Annotated in this window: 15 protein-coding genes; 7 read left to right on the top strand and 8 right to left on the bottom strand. The window is 69.2% G+C overall.

Translation table 11 applies throughout. From position 1 onward, the window contains the following. Positions 1-56 precede the first annotated feature (56 nt). Positions 57-371, top strand: coding sequence for a DMT family transporter (locus EYE42_RS09615; RefSeq protein WP_130991109.1), 315 nt, complete (start codon positions 57-59; stop codon positions 369-371). Between the two features lie 93 nt (positions 372-464). Beyond that, positions 465-2,303 (top strand): dihydroxy-acid dehydratase, encoded by a 1,839-nt coding sequence (gene ilvD / locus EYE42_RS09610; protein WP_130991108.1) that lies wholly within the window; start codon positions 465-467, stop codon positions 2,301-2,303. Here ilvD and nagA read toward each other — a convergent pair. Genes nagA through EYE42_RS09590 form a run of 4 tightly spaced genes read right to left on the bottom strand, consistent with a single transcriptional unit; the run spans position 2,290 to position 6,701 of the window. Continuing rightward, on the bottom strand, positions 2,290-3,417 hold the full coding sequence (gene nagA, locus EYE42_RS09605) for an N-acetylglucosamine-6-phosphate deacetylase (RefSeq protein ID WP_130991107.1): 1,128 nt from the start codon (positions 3,415-3,417) through the stop codon (positions 2,290-2,292). The genes ilvD and nagA overlap by 14 nt on opposite strands. Then, positions 3,414-4,250: a glucosamine kinase nucleotide-binding domain-containing protein gene (locus EYE42_RS09600; RefSeq protein ID WP_130991106.1), complete on the bottom strand. Its 837-nt coding sequence runs from the start codon at positions 4,248-4,250 to the stop codon at positions 3,414-3,416. The genes nagA and EYE42_RS09600 overlap by 4 nt, the downstream gene beginning before the upstream one ends. Before the next feature lie 28 nt (positions 4,251-4,278). Continuing rightward, positions 4,279-5,337 (bottom strand): YcjF family protein, encoded by a 1,059-nt coding sequence (locus tag EYE42_RS09595; protein WP_130991105.1) that lies wholly within the window; start codon positions 5,335-5,337, stop codon positions 4,279-4,281. Beyond that, the gene (locus EYE42_RS09590) at positions 5,334-6,701 is read right to left on the bottom strand and encodes a YcjX family GTP-binding protein (protein ID WP_130991104.1); all 1,368 of its coding nucleotides are present in this window, start codon (positions 6,699-6,701) and stop codon (positions 5,334-5,336) included. The genes EYE42_RS09595 and EYE42_RS09590 overlap by 4 nt, the downstream gene beginning before the upstream one ends. A 113-nt stretch (positions 6,702-6,814) precedes the next feature. On the opposite strand from EYE42_RS09590, the gene hrpB reads away from it, so the two are divergent. After that, entirely contained in the window at positions 6,815-9,271 is a 2,457-nt protein-coding gene (gene hrpB / locus EYE42_RS09585) for an ATP-dependent helicase HrpB (RefSeq protein ID WP_130991103.1), read from the top strand. On the opposite strand, the gene EYE42_RS09580 is transcribed toward hrpB, so the two are convergent. From EYE42_RS09580 to EYE42_RS09570, 3 genes are all read right to left on the bottom strand, one after another. Beyond that, positions 9,268-9,600, bottom strand: coding sequence for a DUF2794 domain-containing protein (locus EYE42_RS09580; RefSeq protein ID WP_246020704.1), 333 nt, complete (start codon positions 9,598-9,600; stop codon positions 9,268-9,270). The genes hrpB and EYE42_RS09580 overlap by 4 nt on opposite strands. 73 nt (positions 9,601-9,673) lie before the next feature. Further along, positions 9,674-9,958, bottom strand: a complete 285-nt coding sequence (locus tag EYE42_RS09575; RefSeq protein ID WP_130991101.1) for an I78 family peptidase inhibitor — start codon at positions 9,956-9,958, stop codon at positions 9,674-9,676. A 6-nt stretch (positions 9,959-9,964) separates the two neighbouring features. Next, on the bottom strand, positions 9,965-10,348 hold the full coding sequence (locus tag EYE42_RS09570; RefSeq protein ID WP_130991100.1) for a hypothetical protein: 384 nt from the start codon (positions 10,346-10,348) through the stop codon (positions 9,965-9,967). A gap of 220 nt (positions 10,349-10,568) precedes the next feature. Between EYE42_RS09570 and EYE42_RS09565 the strand changes: the two genes are divergently transcribed. Then, entirely contained in the window at positions 10,569-11,996 is a 1,428-nt protein-coding gene (locus tag EYE42_RS09565; protein ID WP_130991099.1) for a Glu/Leu/Phe/Val family dehydrogenase, read from the top strand. Between the two features lie 77 nt (positions 11,997-12,073). On the opposite strand, the gene EYE42_RS09560 is transcribed toward EYE42_RS09565, so the two are convergent. Next, positions 12,074-13,021, bottom strand: coding sequence for an L-threonylcarbamoyladenylate synthase (locus EYE42_RS09560; RefSeq protein WP_130991098.1), 948 nt, complete (start codon positions 13,019-13,021; stop codon positions 12,074-12,076). A 114-nt stretch (positions 13,022-13,135) separates the two neighbouring features. Between EYE42_RS09560 and EYE42_RS09555 the strand changes: the two genes are divergently transcribed. From EYE42_RS09555 to EYE42_RS09545, 3 genes are read left to right on the top strand one after another with little or no spacing between them, the layout of a single operon-like run. Further along, on the top strand, positions 13,136-14,833 hold the full coding sequence (locus EYE42_RS09555; RefSeq protein ID WP_130991097.1) for an acyl-CoA dehydrogenase family protein: 1,698 nt from the start codon (positions 13,136-13,138) through the stop codon (positions 14,831-14,833). Continuing rightward, positions 14,830-15,852 (top strand): MBL fold metallo-hydrolase, encoded by a 1,023-nt coding sequence (locus EYE42_RS09550; RefSeq protein WP_246020689.1) that lies wholly within the window; start codon positions 14,830-14,832, stop codon positions 15,850-15,852. The genes EYE42_RS09555 and EYE42_RS09550 overlap by 4 nt, the downstream gene beginning before the upstream one ends. Positions 15,853-15,906: 54 nt before the next feature. Beyond that, complete coding sequence (locus tag EYE42_RS09545) at positions 15,907-16,059, top strand: aa3-type cytochrome c oxidase subunit IV (protein ID WP_130991096.1); 153 nt, start codon at positions 15,907-15,909, stop codon at positions 16,057-16,059. The last annotated feature ends 6 nt before the right edge of the window (positions 16,060-16,065 follow it).

Raw genomic sequence — 16,065 nt, 5'->3', positions numbered from 1 at the left:
GACCTCTCCATCATGGGCAGACAGGCCGGGACGACCCGGTACCACAGGGGGTTGTCATGGCCTGGGTCTATCTTGTCCTTGCCGGTCTTCTGGAAATCGTCTGGGCCGTCGCGATGAAGCAGTCGCAAGGCTTCACCCGCATCTGGCCCACCGGCATCATGGTCGCGGGCATGATCGCGTCCTTCTGGCTGCTGGCCGTCGCCATGCGCACGCTGCCCCTGGGCACGTCCTACACGATCTGGGTCGGTATCGGGGCGGTGGGGGCGTTCATCGTCGGGATCGCCCTGTTCGGAGAGCCCATGACGCCTGCCCGCCTGCTGGCCGCGGGACTGATCATCGCGGGCATCATCACGATGAAACTGGCGACCTGACACACCGGAACGAACCCGCGGCGCGCGAATTCGGCAATTTCCTTTCGGGCATGTCGGTGGTAAAACCACCCGCCAGCCAAAAGGAGTCGCGCCATGCCCGCCTATCGTTCCCGCACCACCACCCACGGCCGCAACATGGCGGGCGCGCGCGGTCTGTGGCGCGCGACCGGGGTCAAGGACAGCGATTTCGGCAAGCCGATCATCGCCATCGTCAACAGCTTCACCCAGTTCGTGCCCGGCCATGTGCATCTGAAGGATCTGGGCCAGATGGTCGCGCGCGAGGTCGAGGCGGCGGGCGGCATCGCCAAGGAGTTCAACACCATCGCGGTCGATGACGGCATCGCCATGGGACATGACGGGATGCTGTATTCGCTGCCCTCGCGCGAGATCATTGCGGATTCCGTGGAATACATGGTCAATGCGCATTGCGCCGACGCGATGGTCTGCATTTCCAACTGCGACAAGATCACGCCGGGGATGCTGATGGCCGCGCTGCGGCTGAACATCCCGGTGGTGTTTGTCTCGGGCGGCCCGATGGAGGCCGGCAAGGTCGTGCTGGAGAACGGCAAGGTCAAGGCGCTGGATCTGGTCGATGCCATGATTGCCGCTGCCGACGACACCGTGACCGACGCCGAGGTCGAGGTGATCGAGCGATCCGCCTGCCCGACCTGCGGATCCTGTTCGGGCATGTTCACCGCCAATTCCATGAACTGCCTGACCGAGGCGCTGGGCCTTGCGCTGCCCGGCAACGGCTCGACCCTGGCGACCCATGCCGACCGCAAGCGCCTGTTCGTCGAGGCCGGGCACCTGATCGTCGATCTGGCCCGTCGTTACTATGAAGGCGAGGATGCCAGCGTGCTGCCGCGCTCCATCGCTAGCTTCGAGGCGTTCGAGAACGCGATGACGCTGGACATCGCCATGGGCGGATCGACCAACACCGTGCTGCATCTGCTGGCCGCAGCCCATGAAGGCGGCATCGACTTCACCATGTCCGACATCGACCGCCTGTCGCGCCGCGTGCCGGTGCTGTGCAAGGTCGCCCCCGCGAAATCCGACGTTCACATGGAGGATGTCCACCGCGCCGGCGGCATCATGGGCATCCTGGGCGAACTGGACCGGGCCGGGCTGCTGCATACGAACGTGGGCAGCGTCCATGCCGGATCGCTGGCCGAGGCGCTTGACCGCTGGGACGTGATGCGCACCGATGCCGCATCGGTCCATGACTTCTACCGTGCGGCGCCGGGCGGCGTGCCCACGCAGGTCGCGTTTTCCCAGGACCGGCGTTACGATTGCGTCGATACCGACCGCGAGGGCGGCGTAATCCGCACCGCGGAACACGCGTTTTCGCAGGATGGCGGGTTGGCGGTGCTGTATGGCAACCTGGCCGAGGATGGCTGCATCGTGAAGACGGCGGGCGTTGACGACTCGATCCTGACCTTTACGGGCACCGCGCATATCTTCGAGAGCCAGGACGATTCGGTGTCCGCGATCCTGACCGGCAAGGTCAAGCCGGGCGAAATCGTGCTGATCCGTTACGAAGGTCCGCGCGGCGGGCCGGGGATGCAGGAGATGCTGTATCCGACCAGCTATCTGAAATCCAAGGGGCTGGGCAAGGCCTGCGCCCTGGTCACGGACGGGCGGTTCTCGGGCGGCTCGTCGGGGCTGTCCATCGGCCATGTCTCTCCCGAGGCGGCCGAAGGGGGCACCATCGCTCTGGTCGAACAGGGCGACACGATCCGGATCGACATTCCGAACCGCACGATCCATCTGGATGTGGACGACGCCACGCTGGCGGCACGCCGGGCGCAGCGCGAGGCCCTGGGCTGGAAGCCCGCCAAGCCGCGCCAGCGTCAGGTGTCCACGGCCTTGCGCGCCTATGCGGCCATGACCACCAGTGCCGCGCGCGGCGCCGTGCGCGTCATTCCGGAGTGACAACCGGCCGGCCTGCGATCCAGACGGATTGCAGGGTCCAGGCATCGTCCAGCAGCACCAGATCGGCGCGCCTGCCTGCCCGCAGCGCGCCGTGGTCCTGCGACAGGCCGATGGCGCGCGCCGGTTCCGTCGTCGCCATGGCAAGTGCGCGTTCCGGGGCGACGCCGGCCTGATCCAGCAGCACCCCGATGGCCCGGTCCATGCGCAGATCCGCCCCCGCCAGGGTGCCGTCGGCCAGCGTCAGGCGTCCGTTGCGGCGGATGATCCTGCGGCCCTCCAGAAACATCTCGGTCAGATCCGTGCCCGCGAAACCCATGCAGTCGGTGACCAGAAAGATCCCATCGGGCCGCGCCGCAAGGGCTGCGCGCATCGCTGCGGGATGGACATGAATGCCGTCAGCGATCAGCCCGGCGTGAACATCCCCCGCCAGCACCGCCCCGACCAGTCCGGGCGCGCGGTGGCCCAAGGGGCTCATGGCGTTGAACAGATGCGTGGCGCAGCGCGCCCCTGCGGCGAAGGCCGCGCGGGCGGTATCGTAATCGCAATTGGTATGGCCCAGGCTGACGATCGCTCCGGCCCCGGTCAGGGCGGCGATCTGGTCGGCGCTCACCGCCTCGGGCGCCAGCGTCACCATCAGCACCGGCAGGGCGCGGGCCGCATCGCACAGCCCCGCCAGATCGTCTGGCGCCATGGGCCGGATCAGGGCCGGATCATGCGCGCCGTGGCGGCGGGGGTCCAGATGCGGGCCTTCCAGGTGCAGGCCCAGGAAGCCGGGCGTTCCCACGGACGCGATCCCTGCGGCGATGACCTGCGCGGTCGCTTGGGGCGTGTCGGTGATCAGCGTCGGCAGGATCCCCGCGCAGCCCAGCCGCTGATGCGTGGCGCAGATCTGACGCAGCGCGGCGGTGTCGGTGTCGCCGCCCACCATCACCCCGCCGCCGCCGTTCACCTGCAAGTCCAGAAACGCGGGGGCGAGCGTTCCGGCCAGCCGCAGACCGGGACCGGCCTCGGCCACCGGCACGACTGCCGCGATGCGGTCCCCCTCGATCACCACGGCATGATCGGTCAGGAACCGCTGGCCGTCGAAGACCCGCGTTGCTGCAAGAACGGTCATGCCGCCCCGGCCATTTGCCGCGCCATCAGCAGCGCGCCGTCCACGCCCGACCCAAGCGCGGGCCGCTGCGGCCATTCGGTCAGCCGCGCCGCATAGACCGGGCCAAGCCCGCCGACGAAAACCACCGGCAAAGAGGCATTTTCCTGCAGGACGGAGAGGATGTGACGCAGCTCTGCCACGGCGCCGTTAAGGATTTGCCGCGCCGCCGGGTCGTCGCCTGCGACAATACGCGGCGCGAACGCGGCGAAATCCGCCGGGCCGGCGCGGTTGCCGAACCGGATGATCCCCTCGATCCCGCCCAGTTCCTCGAGAATCTGTTGCAGCAGGGGGGTCATGTCGGCAAACCCGTCCTCGGCCCGCATGGCCAGAGACAGCAGCGCCCGTCCCAGCACCGCGCCCGACCCTTCGTCGCCCATCAGAAAACCCCGGCCGCCCACCTGCCGCAAATCGCCGCCCCGCTGGACGGCGAAGACAGAACCCGTGCCGATCGCGGCCAGGATGCCGTCCTGCGTGCCCAGCGCCCCGCGTGCCGCCGTCACCGCATCGTTGACGATCTGCATCCGGGCAAAGGGCAGCAGCACCGCCAGCCGTTCGGTCGCCGCCGTCATCGTGCCCCCGGCCAGGCCCAGCGTGGCGATCAGGTCGCGAGGATCGGCGCCGGTGCCCTCCAGCGCCTGCGCCGTGGCGGTCAGGATATTGACCGCTGCCCCTTCGACATCGGTATTGATGTTGGCAGGGCCGCCACGCCCCTGTCCGATGATGCGGCCATCGCCGTCCGCAAGGGCCGCGCGGCATCCCGTGCCGCCACCGTCGATTCCCAGAAAGAACGCCATGCGCTGTCCCCTTGCCGTCGGGGGTGTTCTAGCCCCGTTCGTCGCTACCGAACAACCCGCGCAACCCGCGTGTGACCAGGTTGCGCACCTTGGGGCGGGGCTGGGCGATGAAGGGCAGGGGGCGGCAAACCTCCATCGCGGCGATGCCGACGCGGGCGGTCAGCGCGCCGTTCACCACGCCTTCGCCGAAACGGCGGGACACCTTGGCCAGCACGCCGCCGCCGGCGACCGTGTGGATCAGGTCGTCGCCCGCCGCGACCGCGCCGGTCGCGACCAGATGCGTCATCACGGTGCGCGCCAGCCGCCAGCCGCCGACGGCGCCCGCGCGCCCGCCATAGATCTCGGCCATGCGGCGGATCATGCGCAGGTTTGCGGCCAGGGCAGCGGCAACATCGGCCAGGGCGAGCGGAATCAGTGCGGTGGCGGTGGCGACGGTGCGGGCGGCGGCCTCGATCTCGCGCCGGGCGTCCTGGTCGAGGCTTGCCAGCAGTTCGGTTTCCGCCATGGTCAGCAGGGTTCTGGCGTCAAAGGCATCGCCGCGATTGTCGGCCAGGCGCTTGCGGTGCCATTCCAGTTCCGGGCGCTCGCGATACAGCGCCAGCATGTCGTCGGCCACCGCCCGGGCCTTGTCCATGCTGTCATCGGCCAGGGCCGCGCCCGCCTGCCGCTGGATCGCATCGATGCGCGCGAACCGTGCCCAGGCCCGGTATTCCCGCCAGGCCATGCCCAGCGCCGCCAGCGTGAACAGCGCGAACAGCGCCACCCCGATCCAGCCCAGCACCGGATAGCGGGTCAGCAGACCGCTGATGAAGTTCAGCGCGGAGATGGACAAAAGGAAGGTGAACAATGCCACGCCCGAATTGATGAAAAAGCGTGTCAGGCGGGACGGCGGGCGCCCGACCAGCCGCGTCACCATCTCCATCGTCCGGGGGCGGGGCAGGACCGGATCGGTCGCGTCGATGGGCGGCGCGTCGGCGGGGTTCAGGGTGTCGTCGCGCGGCTCGGACGCCGGGCCGGGACGGGGGTCGGCAGGCGGCGCATCCAGTTCGATCAGGACGGGGCCCCGGCGGGGGGGTGTGTCGCTCACAACCGGTCTCCGATCAGAAAGTCGGCGGCCCGGTCCAGCCGGATGTGGGGCGGACCGTCGCCGGGCCGCGCGGTCATCGGCGCGGGGGCAAAGTTCATGATGGCATAGTCGCCGTCCAGCCAGCGGTCCGCCCCGTCGCGCGCCGGATGCAGCAGGGCCGCGGGATCGGCGGGCAGTTCGCCGGGATAAAAGGCCGCTTGCCGCCCGTCCAGCAACTGCCCGCGCACGGCCGGAAGCTCGTCTCCGTTCTGGCGGATCGTGTCCTCGGTCGTGGCGCGCAGGGCGGCGATCGACATGGCCTCGGTCCGGGCGCCGCTGAAGTCCGCGCGGTCGCGCGCCTCGCGCAGCATGGCCGACAGGATCGCGGTCAGGCGGTTGTGCTGGACATGGTGCAGGTGGTCGGCCTTGGTCGCCGCGAACAGGATGCGTTCGACCCGCCGCGTACCCAGCAGTTGCGCCAGCCAGCCCGCACGGCCGGGACGGAATGCGGTCAGGATGTCGGCCATGGCGCGGCGCATGTCCTCGACCGCGCGCGGCCCCTGATGGATCGCGCCCAGCACGTCCACCAGCACCACCTGGCGATCGATACGGGCGAAATGATCGCGGAAAAAGGGTTTGACCACCCGCGATTTATAGGCGTCGAAGCGGCGCCGGAATTCCTTGTGCAGCCGCCCTTCGGCGAAGGACGCGGGCAGGGGGGCAAAGGTCAGCGCGGGCGACCCCTCCATCTCTCCGGGAATCAGGAAACGGCCGGGGGTGCAATCGGACCAGCCTGCCTCGCGCGTGGCGTGCAGGTGGGCGGTATAGGTCTGGGCCAGCCGCTGCGCGGTCGGTTCGTCGAATCGGTCGCCGTCGATGCCGCCCAATGCCGCCTGATAGGCATCGGCGCCGGGGCGGCCTGCCATGCGGTCCAGAACCTCGGCCGACCATTCGGCGAAATCCCGTTCCATCAGCCGCAGATCCAGCAGCCATTCGCCGGGATAGTCCACGATATCCAGATGCACGGTGCGCGGACCGGTCAGCCCGCCGAACAACCCCTTGGCATCCATGCGCAGCGACAGGCGCAACTGACTGACATGGCGGGTGCCTTCGGGCCAGTGCGGCGCAGGGCCGGTCAGCGCGGCCAGATGCCGTTCGAAGTCGAACCGGGGAATGGTGTCGTCGGGCTGGGGTTGCAGCCAGGCGGCCTTGATGCTGCCATCGGCGGCGGCCCGCAGGGCGTGCATCCGTCCCCGGTCCATCAGGTTGGCGACCAGCGATGTGATGAACACCGTCTTGCCTGCCCGCGACAGGCCTGTGACGCCCAGCCGGATCACCGGATCGCCCAGGCCGATGCCCGCCATGATTGCGCTGCCGATGCCCATTCCGCCTGCCTGCTTTATGTTCGTCTTTGCCGGAAGATAGGCGCCTGGCCCGGATTTGAACAGGGCGGCGGGCCGGGGTTCCGCTTGGCCCGCCGTTGCGACATAACGCAGGGATGCCCGATCGGTTGCCCATCGACGATGTCCTGCCCGCGCTGTGCGATGCGCTGGCGGCGCATGGCCGGGCCGTGCTGGTCGCCCCGCCGGGCGCGGGCAAGACGACGCGGGTGCCCCTGGCGCTGCTGGACCGGGTGGCAGGCAAGATCGTCATGCTGGAGCCGCGCCGTCTAGCGGCACGGGCGGCGGCCGAACGGCTGGCCGAGCAGTTGGGCGAGGCCGCGGGCCGGCGCGTGGGATATCGGATACGCGGCGAAAGCGTGCCGGGCAGCCGGATCGAGGTCGTGACCGAGGGTATCCTGACGCGGATGATCCAGTCCGATCCCGGCCTTGACGGCATCGGTTGCGTGATCTTTGACGAATTCCACGAACGCAGCCTGAACGCCGATCTGGGGCTGGCCCTTGTCTGGGAGGCGCGGGGCGCGCTGCGCGAGGATCTGGCGGTTCTGGTGATGTCGGCGACGCTGGAGGCAGAACCCGTCGCGGCGCTGCTGGACGACGCGCCGGTGATCCGCTCCCGGGGCCGCGCCTTTCCCGTCGAGACGCGCTGGCTGACCCGTCCCCTGCCCGCCGGCGCCCGGCTGGTCGATGAGGCGGCACGCCTGATCGCGCAGGCCGAGGCCGAGACGCGCGACACCGGCGGCACGGTGCTGGCCTTTCTGCCGGGCGAGGGCGAGATCCGGCAGGTGAAGGCCCGGCTTGGGGACGGGTGCGAGGTGCTGCCGCTGTATGGGGCGCTGAAACCGGCCGAACAGCGGCTGGCCCTGTCCGCGCCTGGCGAGCGGCGGCGGATCGTTCTGGCAACGGCAATCGCCGAGACATCCCTGACCATTCCAGCGGTGCGGGTGGTGGTGGATGCGGGCCGGGCGCGGCGGGCACGGTTCGACCCAGCGTCGGGGATGTCGCGGCTGGTCACCGAACGCGTCAGCCGGGCCGAGGCCGATCAGCGGCGCGGCCGCGCGGGCCGGGTCGCGCCGGGCATCTGCTATCGCCTGTGGACGCGGGCCGAAGAAGGCGCGCTGCCTGCGTTCGCGCCGCCGGAAATCGCTGTCGGCGATCTGTCGGGGCTGGCCCTGGAACTGGCGGCCTGGGGCGCGGAACCGGGCGATCTGGCCTTTCTGACCCCCCCGCCCGAGGGTGCCCTGGCCGAGGCGCGGGCCTTGTTGCAGGGGCTTGAGGCCCTGAATGCCGCGGGCCGCATCACCGATCACGGACGGGCCCTGGCGCGTTTGCCGCTGCATCCGCGCCTGGCGCATATGCTGCTGCGTGCGGGGCCGGATGCGGCGGACCTGGCGGCGCTGCTGTCGAACCGCGACCCCCTGCGCGGGGCGCCCGTCGATCTGGAGATGCGACTGGCGGCGATACGCGATTCCAGGCAATTCGCGGCGCGATATCCCTTTGAGACGAACCGCGCGGTCGTCCAGCAAATCCGCGACGAGGCTGCCCGGCTGCGGCGGCTTGTTGCGTCCCGCGACGGCCGGGGGGCCAGCCCCCCGGACCCCCCGGGGTATTTGTGCAATGAAGAAGGGGGCGCGACGGTTTCGCTGGCCTATCCCGACCGGATCGGATTGCGGCGGAATGGGGAAGATCCGCGATATGTGCTGTCGGGCGGCAAGGGGGCCGTGATGGACAGGGGCGATCCGCTGGCATCGCAACGCCTGATCGTGGCCGTCGATCTGGACGGCGACGCGCGCGAGGCGCGCATCCGCATGGCGGCCCGGCTGGACGAGGGCGACGTGCGCACCTTGCACGGCGACCGGATCGATGTGGTCGAGCTTTGCGAATGGTCGCGGCGCGAGGGGCGGGTGTTGACGCGCCTGCAAGAGCGGCTGGGAGCGGTGGTGCTGTCGGATCGTGCCTGGCCCGATGCGCCTGCCCAATCCATCGCGCAGGCCGCGCTGGAGGGGCTGCGCCTGGACGGGCTGTCCTGGACCCCGGCCTCTGCCCGGCTGCGGGCACGGATCGCCCTGCTGCCGGATCTGGGGCCGGTGGACGATGCCAGCCTGCTGGCCGATGCGGACTGGCTGCTGCCCTGGCTGGAACGTGTGCGGACTTTGGCCGACCTGCGGGCCCTGAATCTGACCGAGCCGCTGAAGGCCCGGATCGGCTGGGACGGCCAGCAGCGGCTGGACCGCGAGGTGCCCGCGCATTTCGTCACGCCGCTGGGGCGCCGGGTGCCGATCGATTACGGCCATGAACAGCCGTCCATCGAACTGCGCCTGCAGGAACTGTTCGGCGTGACGCACCACCCGGCCGTGGGCGGGCGGCCCCTGAGGATCAGCCTGCTGTCGCCGGGCGGCACGCCCGTGCAGGTGACGACCGACCTGCCGGGGTTCTGGGCGTCAAGCTATGCCGAGGTCAGAAAGGACATGCGCGGCCGCTATCCCCGCCATCCCTGGCCCGAAGACCCGCGCGAGGCCGACCCGACCACGCGCGCCAAGCCGCGCCGGGCCTAATCGACGGCCCGGATCAGCGCCTTGTCGAAGACCCGCAGAACCTGGGCCAGGTCATGGCCGCGTTTCAGGATACGCCCGTCCATCGCAATCACGGCATAGGCGCCCTGGGCCGCGCGCAGCCGGGGGCGTTTCTCGATGCGATACAGGGGATGTTCGGTCGCCCGGCGAAAAACGCTGAAGACGGCGGCATCGCGCAGAAAGGACATGGCATAGTCGCGCCATTCGCCCGCCGCGACAAAGCGGCCGTAAACCGACAGGATCAGCGATAGTTCCGTCCGGTCGAAGACGACGCGATCCGGATCGGCTCCGGGCGGCGGGAGGGCGTTCATCATGACGGGATGGTGACAGCCCGCCCGGCCCATGGCAATGCCAAAAGGCCGGCGCCGGCTGTTCCTGCCCGGCTCAGAAGCAACTGATCTTTTCGATCCGGCCGGTGCGGCCGTATTCGATGTTCAGCCGGTCGGGCCGGAAATCGGCCGTGACCGAATCGTCGGGTCCGATCTGGCGGGTGCCGATGGGAAAGGTCATCGCCGCCAGGACCGAGATGGGCTGCCCGACCAGGCCCTGATAGGCCGAGGCGCGGCAGTCGTCGGGCACCTCGACCGGCAGGGGTTCGGCGGGGATCGGTTCGCAGGCGGCAAGGGCGGCGGCGGCCGTCAGGACAAGCACAAGGGTTCTGGCGTTCATGGCGTTTTATCCACAGTCCACGTTGCTGATATTGCCCGCCGCGTCCAGGCGGAAGACGATGCGGTTGGGATCGTATTCCTGCGGCTCGATGCCGCGGTATTCGACCACGCGATAGTCCTTGGCGATGCCCAGCGTCGGGATGATGCTGCCCGGCTGTCCCACCGTCGATCCATGATTCTTGGCCGCACCGCACAGGTCGGGCTTGCGTTCGGTCAGGCCAGCCACGCCCAGCACCGGTTCGGGCGCGGCCGGAATGGCTGCCGCAGGGGCAGGGGCGGGCATGGGCATCGGGGCAGGCACAGGGGCCGGCATGGTGGCCGGGGCCGGAGGCATGCAGCCCGCCACCAGGGCCATCGCGGCAAGCGGCAAAAACAGCGTCGATCGGTTCATGGTGCTCAGGTTCCCTCGGGGTGCCCGTCTGTCGCGGGCTTGACCCCGCCATGATACAGGCGCGGCGGGGGGTTTTGAAGCCACGGGGGGTGTCACGTTTGCATCATCGCCCCAGGGCGGAGCCGCTGACAGAACCGTGCCCTGTGCGGTTCCGTCTTGGCACCCCGTGCCGGGCGGCTTAGCCTTGGCCAGGGCCCGGCGTTGCCATGCAGGAGAAGCGATGACGATCCACCAAGCCTCGTTCCGCGATTCGGTCGAGCGGATGTTCACCCATGCCGCCGGCCTGATGGACCTGCCGCCGGGGCTGGAGGAAAAGATCCGGGTCTGCAATTCGACCTATGTGGTGCGGTTCGGGGTGCGGCTGCGCGGGCGGATCCATACCTTTACCGGCTATCGCTCGGTCCATTCCGAACACATGGAGCCGGTCAAGGGCGGCATCCGCTATTCGCTGGATGTGAACCAGGACGAGGTCGAGGCGCTGGCCGCGCTGATGACCTATAAATGCGCCCTGGTCGAGGTGCCGTTCGGCGGGTCCAAGGGCGGGCTGTGCATCGACCCGCGCGCCTGGGACGAGGACGAGCTGGAACGGATCACCCGCCGTTTCACCTATGAACTGTCGCGCCGCAATCTGATATCGCCCAGCCAGAACGTGCCCGCGCCCGACATGGGGACCGGCGAACGCGAGATGGCCTGGATGGCCGATGCCTATAAGCGGCTGCATCCCGACGACATCAACGCCAAGGCCTGCGTCACCGGCAAGCCACGCCATGCGGGCGGCATCGACGGCCGGGTCGAGGCGACGGGCCGGGGCGTGCAATACGCGCTGCGCGAGTTCTTTCGCCATGGGGACGTGATGAAGAAGGCGGGGCTGGAAGGCACGCTTGCGGGCAAGCGGGTGACCGTGCAGGGCCTGGGCAACGTCGGCTATCACGCCGCGCAGTTCCTGTCGACCGAGGACAAGGCCCTTGTCACCTGTGTCATCGAACGCGATGGGGCCATCGCCAACCCGCAGGGGATCAACATCGACGCGCTGCGCGGCCATATCCGTGCGACCGGGGGCATCAGGGGCTTTGCGGGCGGCGATTACCGCGAGAACGGGCTTGCCGCGCTTGAGGATGACTGCGACATCCTGATCCCCGCCGCGGTGGAAAGCGTGATCCATGCGGGCAACGCCGACCGGATTCGCTGCAAGCTGATCATCGAGGCCGCGAACGGGCCCGTCACCGCCGATGCCGACGACCTTTTGAAACGCAAGGGCATCGTCATCATCCCCGACATGTATGCGAATGCGGGCGGGGTCACGGTCAGCTATTTCGAATGGGTCAAGAACCTGTCGCAGATCAGCCTGGGCCGTCTGGAGCGCCGCCACGAGGAGGCGCGCGCGCGGATGCTGATCGAGGAACTGGAACGGATTTCGGCCGATACGCGCACGAACTTCAAGCTGGCGGCGGGCTTCAAGGATGCGTTCCTTCATGGCGCCGACGAACTGGATCTGGTGCGGTCCGGCCTCGACGACACCATGCGAGAGGCGTTCGGCAAGATGAAAGAGGTCTGGATGTCGAACCCCCGCGTCGATGACATGCGCACCGCCGCCTATGTGGTGGCGATCCGGCGCGTCGCCAATGTCTATGGGTCGCTGGGGCTGTAACCGGTGCCGGGGGCGCTGCCCCCGTCCTTCGGACTCCCCCGGGATGTTTTTTCAAGGCAAAGAGCCCGAACCCGGCCTCAGCCCCGCGGGGCGGCGGCGCGGCGCAGGCGGTCGTTGATCGCGGCGCCAAGCCCGTGGTCCGGGATGGGCGCCACGGCGATCGGATGGCCCTCGCGGTCGGCGCGGCGCAGGGTGTCGAACAGGCGGGCCGCCGCCTGAACCGGATCGCCGGCTTCGGACAGGCTGAGGGGGCCGGGGGCGCCAAACGCGATATACGTCTCGCCAGGGCGGGGCTCGGTCGCGTTCAGGCGCAGCGAGGCGTTCGGCGCGTAGTGGCTGGTCAGTTGGCCCGGCGCAAGGGGCGCGACGGGATCGCCCCGGTGCGGCGCAAGCGGATGGCCCAGCACATCGGCGATCGTCTCGGCCGGGATGCCGCCGGGGCGCAGCAGGGTGGCGCGGTTGTCGGGCCAGCCGACAATGGTGGATTCCAGCCCGACCGGGCAGGCTCCGGCATCCAGCACGGCACTGATGCGTCCGTCCAGCCCGCCATCGGGGTCCAGCACGTGATCCGCGCTTGTCGGGCTGATCCGGCCCGATTGGTTGGCCGAAGGCGCGGCCAGCGGGCCGGTCAGACGCAGCAGGGCCTGGGCCACCGGATGGGCCGGGACGCGGATGGCGATGGTTGAAAGGCCCGCCGTGACCAGCGACGCGACCCCGGCATCGGAACGCATGGGCAGCACCAGGGTCAGCGCGCCGGGCCAGAAGGCCTGGGCCAGCCGTTCGCCCTGGGGCGTCAGGTCGGCGATGGTCCGGGCGGCTTCAATGTCGGGGACATGCACGATCAGCGGATTGAACGACGGGCGGCCCTTGGCCTCATAGATCCGCGCGACCGCCTGGCCGTTGCGCGCATCGCCCGCAAGGCCGTAAACCGTCTCGGTCGGGATCGCCACGACCTGTCCCCCCGCCAGCAGGATCGCGGCGCGGGCCATGCCCATCTGGTCTGGCAACAATCGTTCGGTCTGCATCCGTGACGCCGGGTTTTGGTTGAGCCTGGCCCCAAGCCCCCTAAGATGGCCGGAACAGAGGTTTTGATAGTGGCGCCGGGACCGATTGCCAAGGCGCGAAGGGAAGGGGACCAGATGGGCTACAAGGCGCCGGTCGCGCAGATCGAGTTTATCCTGAACCATGTCGTGGCGTTCCGCGACCTTGCCGAAACGGATCGCTTTGCCGAGGCGACGGCCGATACTGCCGCCGCGATCCTGGACGAGGCGGGAAAGCTGGCAACCAACGTGCTGGCCCCCCTGAACCGCGCCGGTGACGAGCATCCGGCGATGCTGGAAAATGGCCGCGTGCGGTCGTCGCCCGGTTACGAGAACGGGTTCCGCGCCATCGCCGAGGGCGGCTGGGTCGGGCTGGCGGCCGATCCCCAGCACGGCGGCATGGGCCTGCCGCAGGCGCTGAACATGGCCGTGGCCGAGATGATGTCGGGCGCCTGCCTGGCGTTGCAGTTGAACCCGCTGCTGACCCAGGGCCAGATCGAGGCGCTGGAACATCACGCCAGCGACGACCTGAAGGCATTGTATCTGCCCAAGCTGATTTCCGGCGAATGGTCCGGCACCATGAACCTGACCGAACCCGGCGCCGGCAGCGACGTGGGCGCGCTTGTGACCCGGGCCGAGCCGCAGGACGACGGCACCTATCGCGTGACCGGGCAGAAGATCTATATCACCTGGGGCGACAGCGACGTGACGGAAAACGTCTGCCATCTGGTTCTGGCGCGCCTGCCCGGCGCCCCCAAGGGCACGCGTGGCATCAGCCTGTTCATGGTGCCCAAGTTCATTCCCGACGACAGTGGGCGGCCGGGCGTCGCTAACAGCCTCAAGGTCGTCAGTCTCGAAGAGAAGCTGGGCATCCATGGCAGCCCGACTTGCGTGATGAGCTTCGAGGGCGCGACGGGCTGGATGGTCGGGGACGAGCACAAGGGCATGGCCGCGATGTTCACCATGATGAACGTGGCCCGGCTGGGCGTCGGGATGCAGGGTGTCGGCGTGGCCGAGGCCGCCCTGCAGCAGGCCGTCGCCTATGCCGCCGACCGCAACCAGATGGGACCGATCATCGGGCACCCCGACGTGCGCCGGATGCTGGCCACCGCCCGGGCCGAGGTTTTTGCGGCCCGCGCCATCGGCCTGGCCTGCGCCACCGCCATCGACCTGGAACGCGCCACGGGCGACGCGGTCCATGCCGCCCGCGCGGCCTTTCTGACCCCCATCGCCAAGGCCTATGGCACCGATGTCGGCTGCCGCGTGGCCGACATGGGCATCCAGGTCCATGGCGGCATGGGCTATGTCGAGGAAACCGGCGCCGCCCAGTATCTGCGCGACGTGCGCATCACGCCCATCTACGAAGGCACCAACGGCATCCAGGCCATGGATCTGGTCGGCCGCAAGCTGTCGGACGGCGGCGACGCCGCCCTGCGCCTGCTGGACGAGATCGCGGACAGCGCCAAGGCCGCGCAGGCCGACCATCCGCAGATGGCCAACCAGGTCTGGCAAGCGGCGGAAACCCTGCGCGAGGCAACGCAAACCCTGCTGGAGCGCGACCTGCCGGCCCGCTTTGCCGGGGCGGTGCCCTATCTGACCGCCTTTGCGCGGGTGTTGGGCGGGTTCTTTCACCTGCGCGCGGCGCAGGCGGGGGGCGACCGGCACCGGGCGCTGGCCAGGGTGTTCATGGCCCGCGTGCTGCCGCGGCATGTATCGGACCTGGCCGAGGCGCTGGCGGGCCTGGACGACCTGACCGGCATCGACGATGCGGCGCTGGCCGGCGATTTCGCAGCGTGATCGCCTTTCCTTTCGATGCCCCGCCCGCCCATGGCGAGGCCGTGACGGTGGCGCCGGGCGTGTTGTGGATGCGCCTGCCGCTGCCCATGGCGCTGGACCACGTCAACGTCTATGCGCTGGACGAGGGCGATGGCTGGACGCTGGTCGATACAGGCTTTGACACGCCCGCCAGCCGCGACGCATGGGGCGCCTTGCTGGCGGGACCGCTGGGCGGGGGTCCGATCCGGCGGGTGATCGGAACGCATCACCATCCCGACCATATCGGCCTTGCGGGCTGGTTCATGGCCCGCGACGAAGCCGAATTGCTGATCAGCCGGACCGCCTGGCTGATGGCGCGGATGCTGGTCCTGGACCGGCAGGACGTTCCCGCCCCCGAAACGCTGACCTTCTGGCGTCGCGCCGGGATGCCCGAGGATCTGCTGGCACGGCGGGCGGGCCAGAAACCCTTCAACTTTGCCGACGTGGTCCATCCGCTGCCCCTGGGATTCACCCGTCTGGCAGAGGGGCAGGATATCGGGTTCGGCGGCCGCCGCTGGCGCATCGCCATGGGCCACGGCCATGCGCCCTGCCATGCAACCTTCTGGTCGCTGGATGACGATCTCGTGATCGGGGGCGATCAGTTGCTGCCCTCGATTTCGCCCAATCTGGGGGTCTATGCGACCGAGCCGCAGGCCGATCCCGTTGGCGAGTGGCTGGACAGTTGCACGCAGATGGCCGGGCTGGCCCGGCCGGGCCATCTGGTCCTGCCCGGCCACAAGCTGCCCTTCACCGGCCTGCCCACCCGGCTGGAGCAGTTGATCGACAACCATCACACGGCGCTGGAGCGGCTGGCCGCAGCCCTGCGCGACGGCCCGCGCACGGCGGTGGGCTGTTTCGACATCCTGTTCCGCCGTCGCATCGGCGAATCCGAGTTCAACCTGGCCCTGGTCGAGGCGATGGCCCATATGAACCACCTGCGGCATCGGGGGCTGGCGCGGGTTGCGGGATATCGGAATGGCGCAGTCCTGTGGGGGGCGTGACAGGACGCGCGGTTTCGGCTATCGCGGGAACCGACACGGACAGGAGGACGGCCCATGGCCTCGAAGCACGAAGTTACCGAACACCAGGTCGGCACGATGGACATCACCGACCACAAGAAGACCTTTGCCGGATTCATTAGGTTTGCCGGATGGGTCGCGGGTCTGTCGATCCTGACGCTGATCTTTCTGGCGCTAGTCAACAGCTGATCGCGG

It is taken from the genome of Paracoccus subflavus (assembly GCF_004310345.1).
In the GTDB taxonomy this organism is placed as follows: domain Bacteria; phylum Pseudomonadota; class Alphaproteobacteria; order Rhodobacterales; family Rhodobacteraceae; genus Paracoccus; species Paracoccus subflavus.
This window is presented reverse-complemented; position numbering and strand designations above follow the sequence as displayed.

What these genes read in the sequence shown, in the direction of transcription:
- EYE42_RS09615 (WP_130991109.1), top strand. Translation starts at nt 57, where the DNA reads ATGGCCTGGGTCTATCTTGTCCTTGCCGGTCTTCTGGAAATCGTCTGG.
- ilvD (WP_130991108.1), top strand. Translation starts at nt 465, where the DNA reads ATGCCCGCCTATCGTTCCCGCACCACCACCCACGGCCGCAACATGGCG.
- nagA (WP_130991107.1), bottom strand. Translation starts at nt 3,417, where the DNA reads ATGACCGTTCTTGCAGCAACGCGGGTCTTCGACGGCCAGCGGTTCCTG.
- EYE42_RS09600 (WP_130991106.1), bottom strand. Translation starts at nt 4,250, where the DNA reads ATGGCGTTCTTTCTGGGAATCGACGGTGGCGGCACGGGATGCCGCGCG.
- EYE42_RS09590 (WP_130991104.1), bottom strand. Translation starts at nt 6,701, where the DNA reads ATGGGCATCGGCAGCGCAATCATGGCGGGCATCGGCCTGGGCGATCCG.
- hrpB (WP_130991103.1), top strand. Translation starts at nt 6,815, where the DNA reads ATGCCCGATCGGTTGCCCATCGACGATGTCCTGCCCGCGCTGTGCGAT.
- EYE42_RS09580 (WP_246020704.1), bottom strand. Translation starts at nt 9,600, where the DNA reads ATGAACGCCCTCCCGCCGCCCGGAGCCGATCCGGATCGCGTCGTCTTC.
- EYE42_RS09575 (WP_130991101.1), bottom strand. Translation starts at nt 9,958, where the DNA reads ATGAACGCCAGAACCCTTGTGCTTGTCCTGACGGCCGCCGCCGCCCTT.
- EYE42_RS09570 (WP_130991100.1), bottom strand. Translation starts at nt 10,348, where the DNA reads ATGAACCGATCGACGCTGTTTTTGCCGCTTGCCGCGATGGCCCTGGTG.
- EYE42_RS09565 (WP_130991099.1), top strand. Translation starts at nt 10,569, where the DNA reads ATGACGATCCACCAAGCCTCGTTCCGCGATTCGGTCGAGCGGATGTTC.
- EYE42_RS09560 (WP_130991098.1), bottom strand. Translation starts at nt 13,021, where the DNA reads ATGCAGACCGAACGATTGTTGCCAGACCAGATGGGCATGGCCCGCGCC.
- EYE42_RS09555 (WP_130991097.1), top strand. Translation starts at nt 13,136, where the DNA reads ATGGGCTACAAGGCGCCGGTCGCGCAGATCGAGTTTATCCTGAACCAT.
- EYE42_RS09545 (WP_130991096.1), top strand. Translation starts at nt 15,907, where the DNA reads ATGGCCTCGAAGCACGAAGTTACCGAACACCAGGTCGGCACGATGGAC.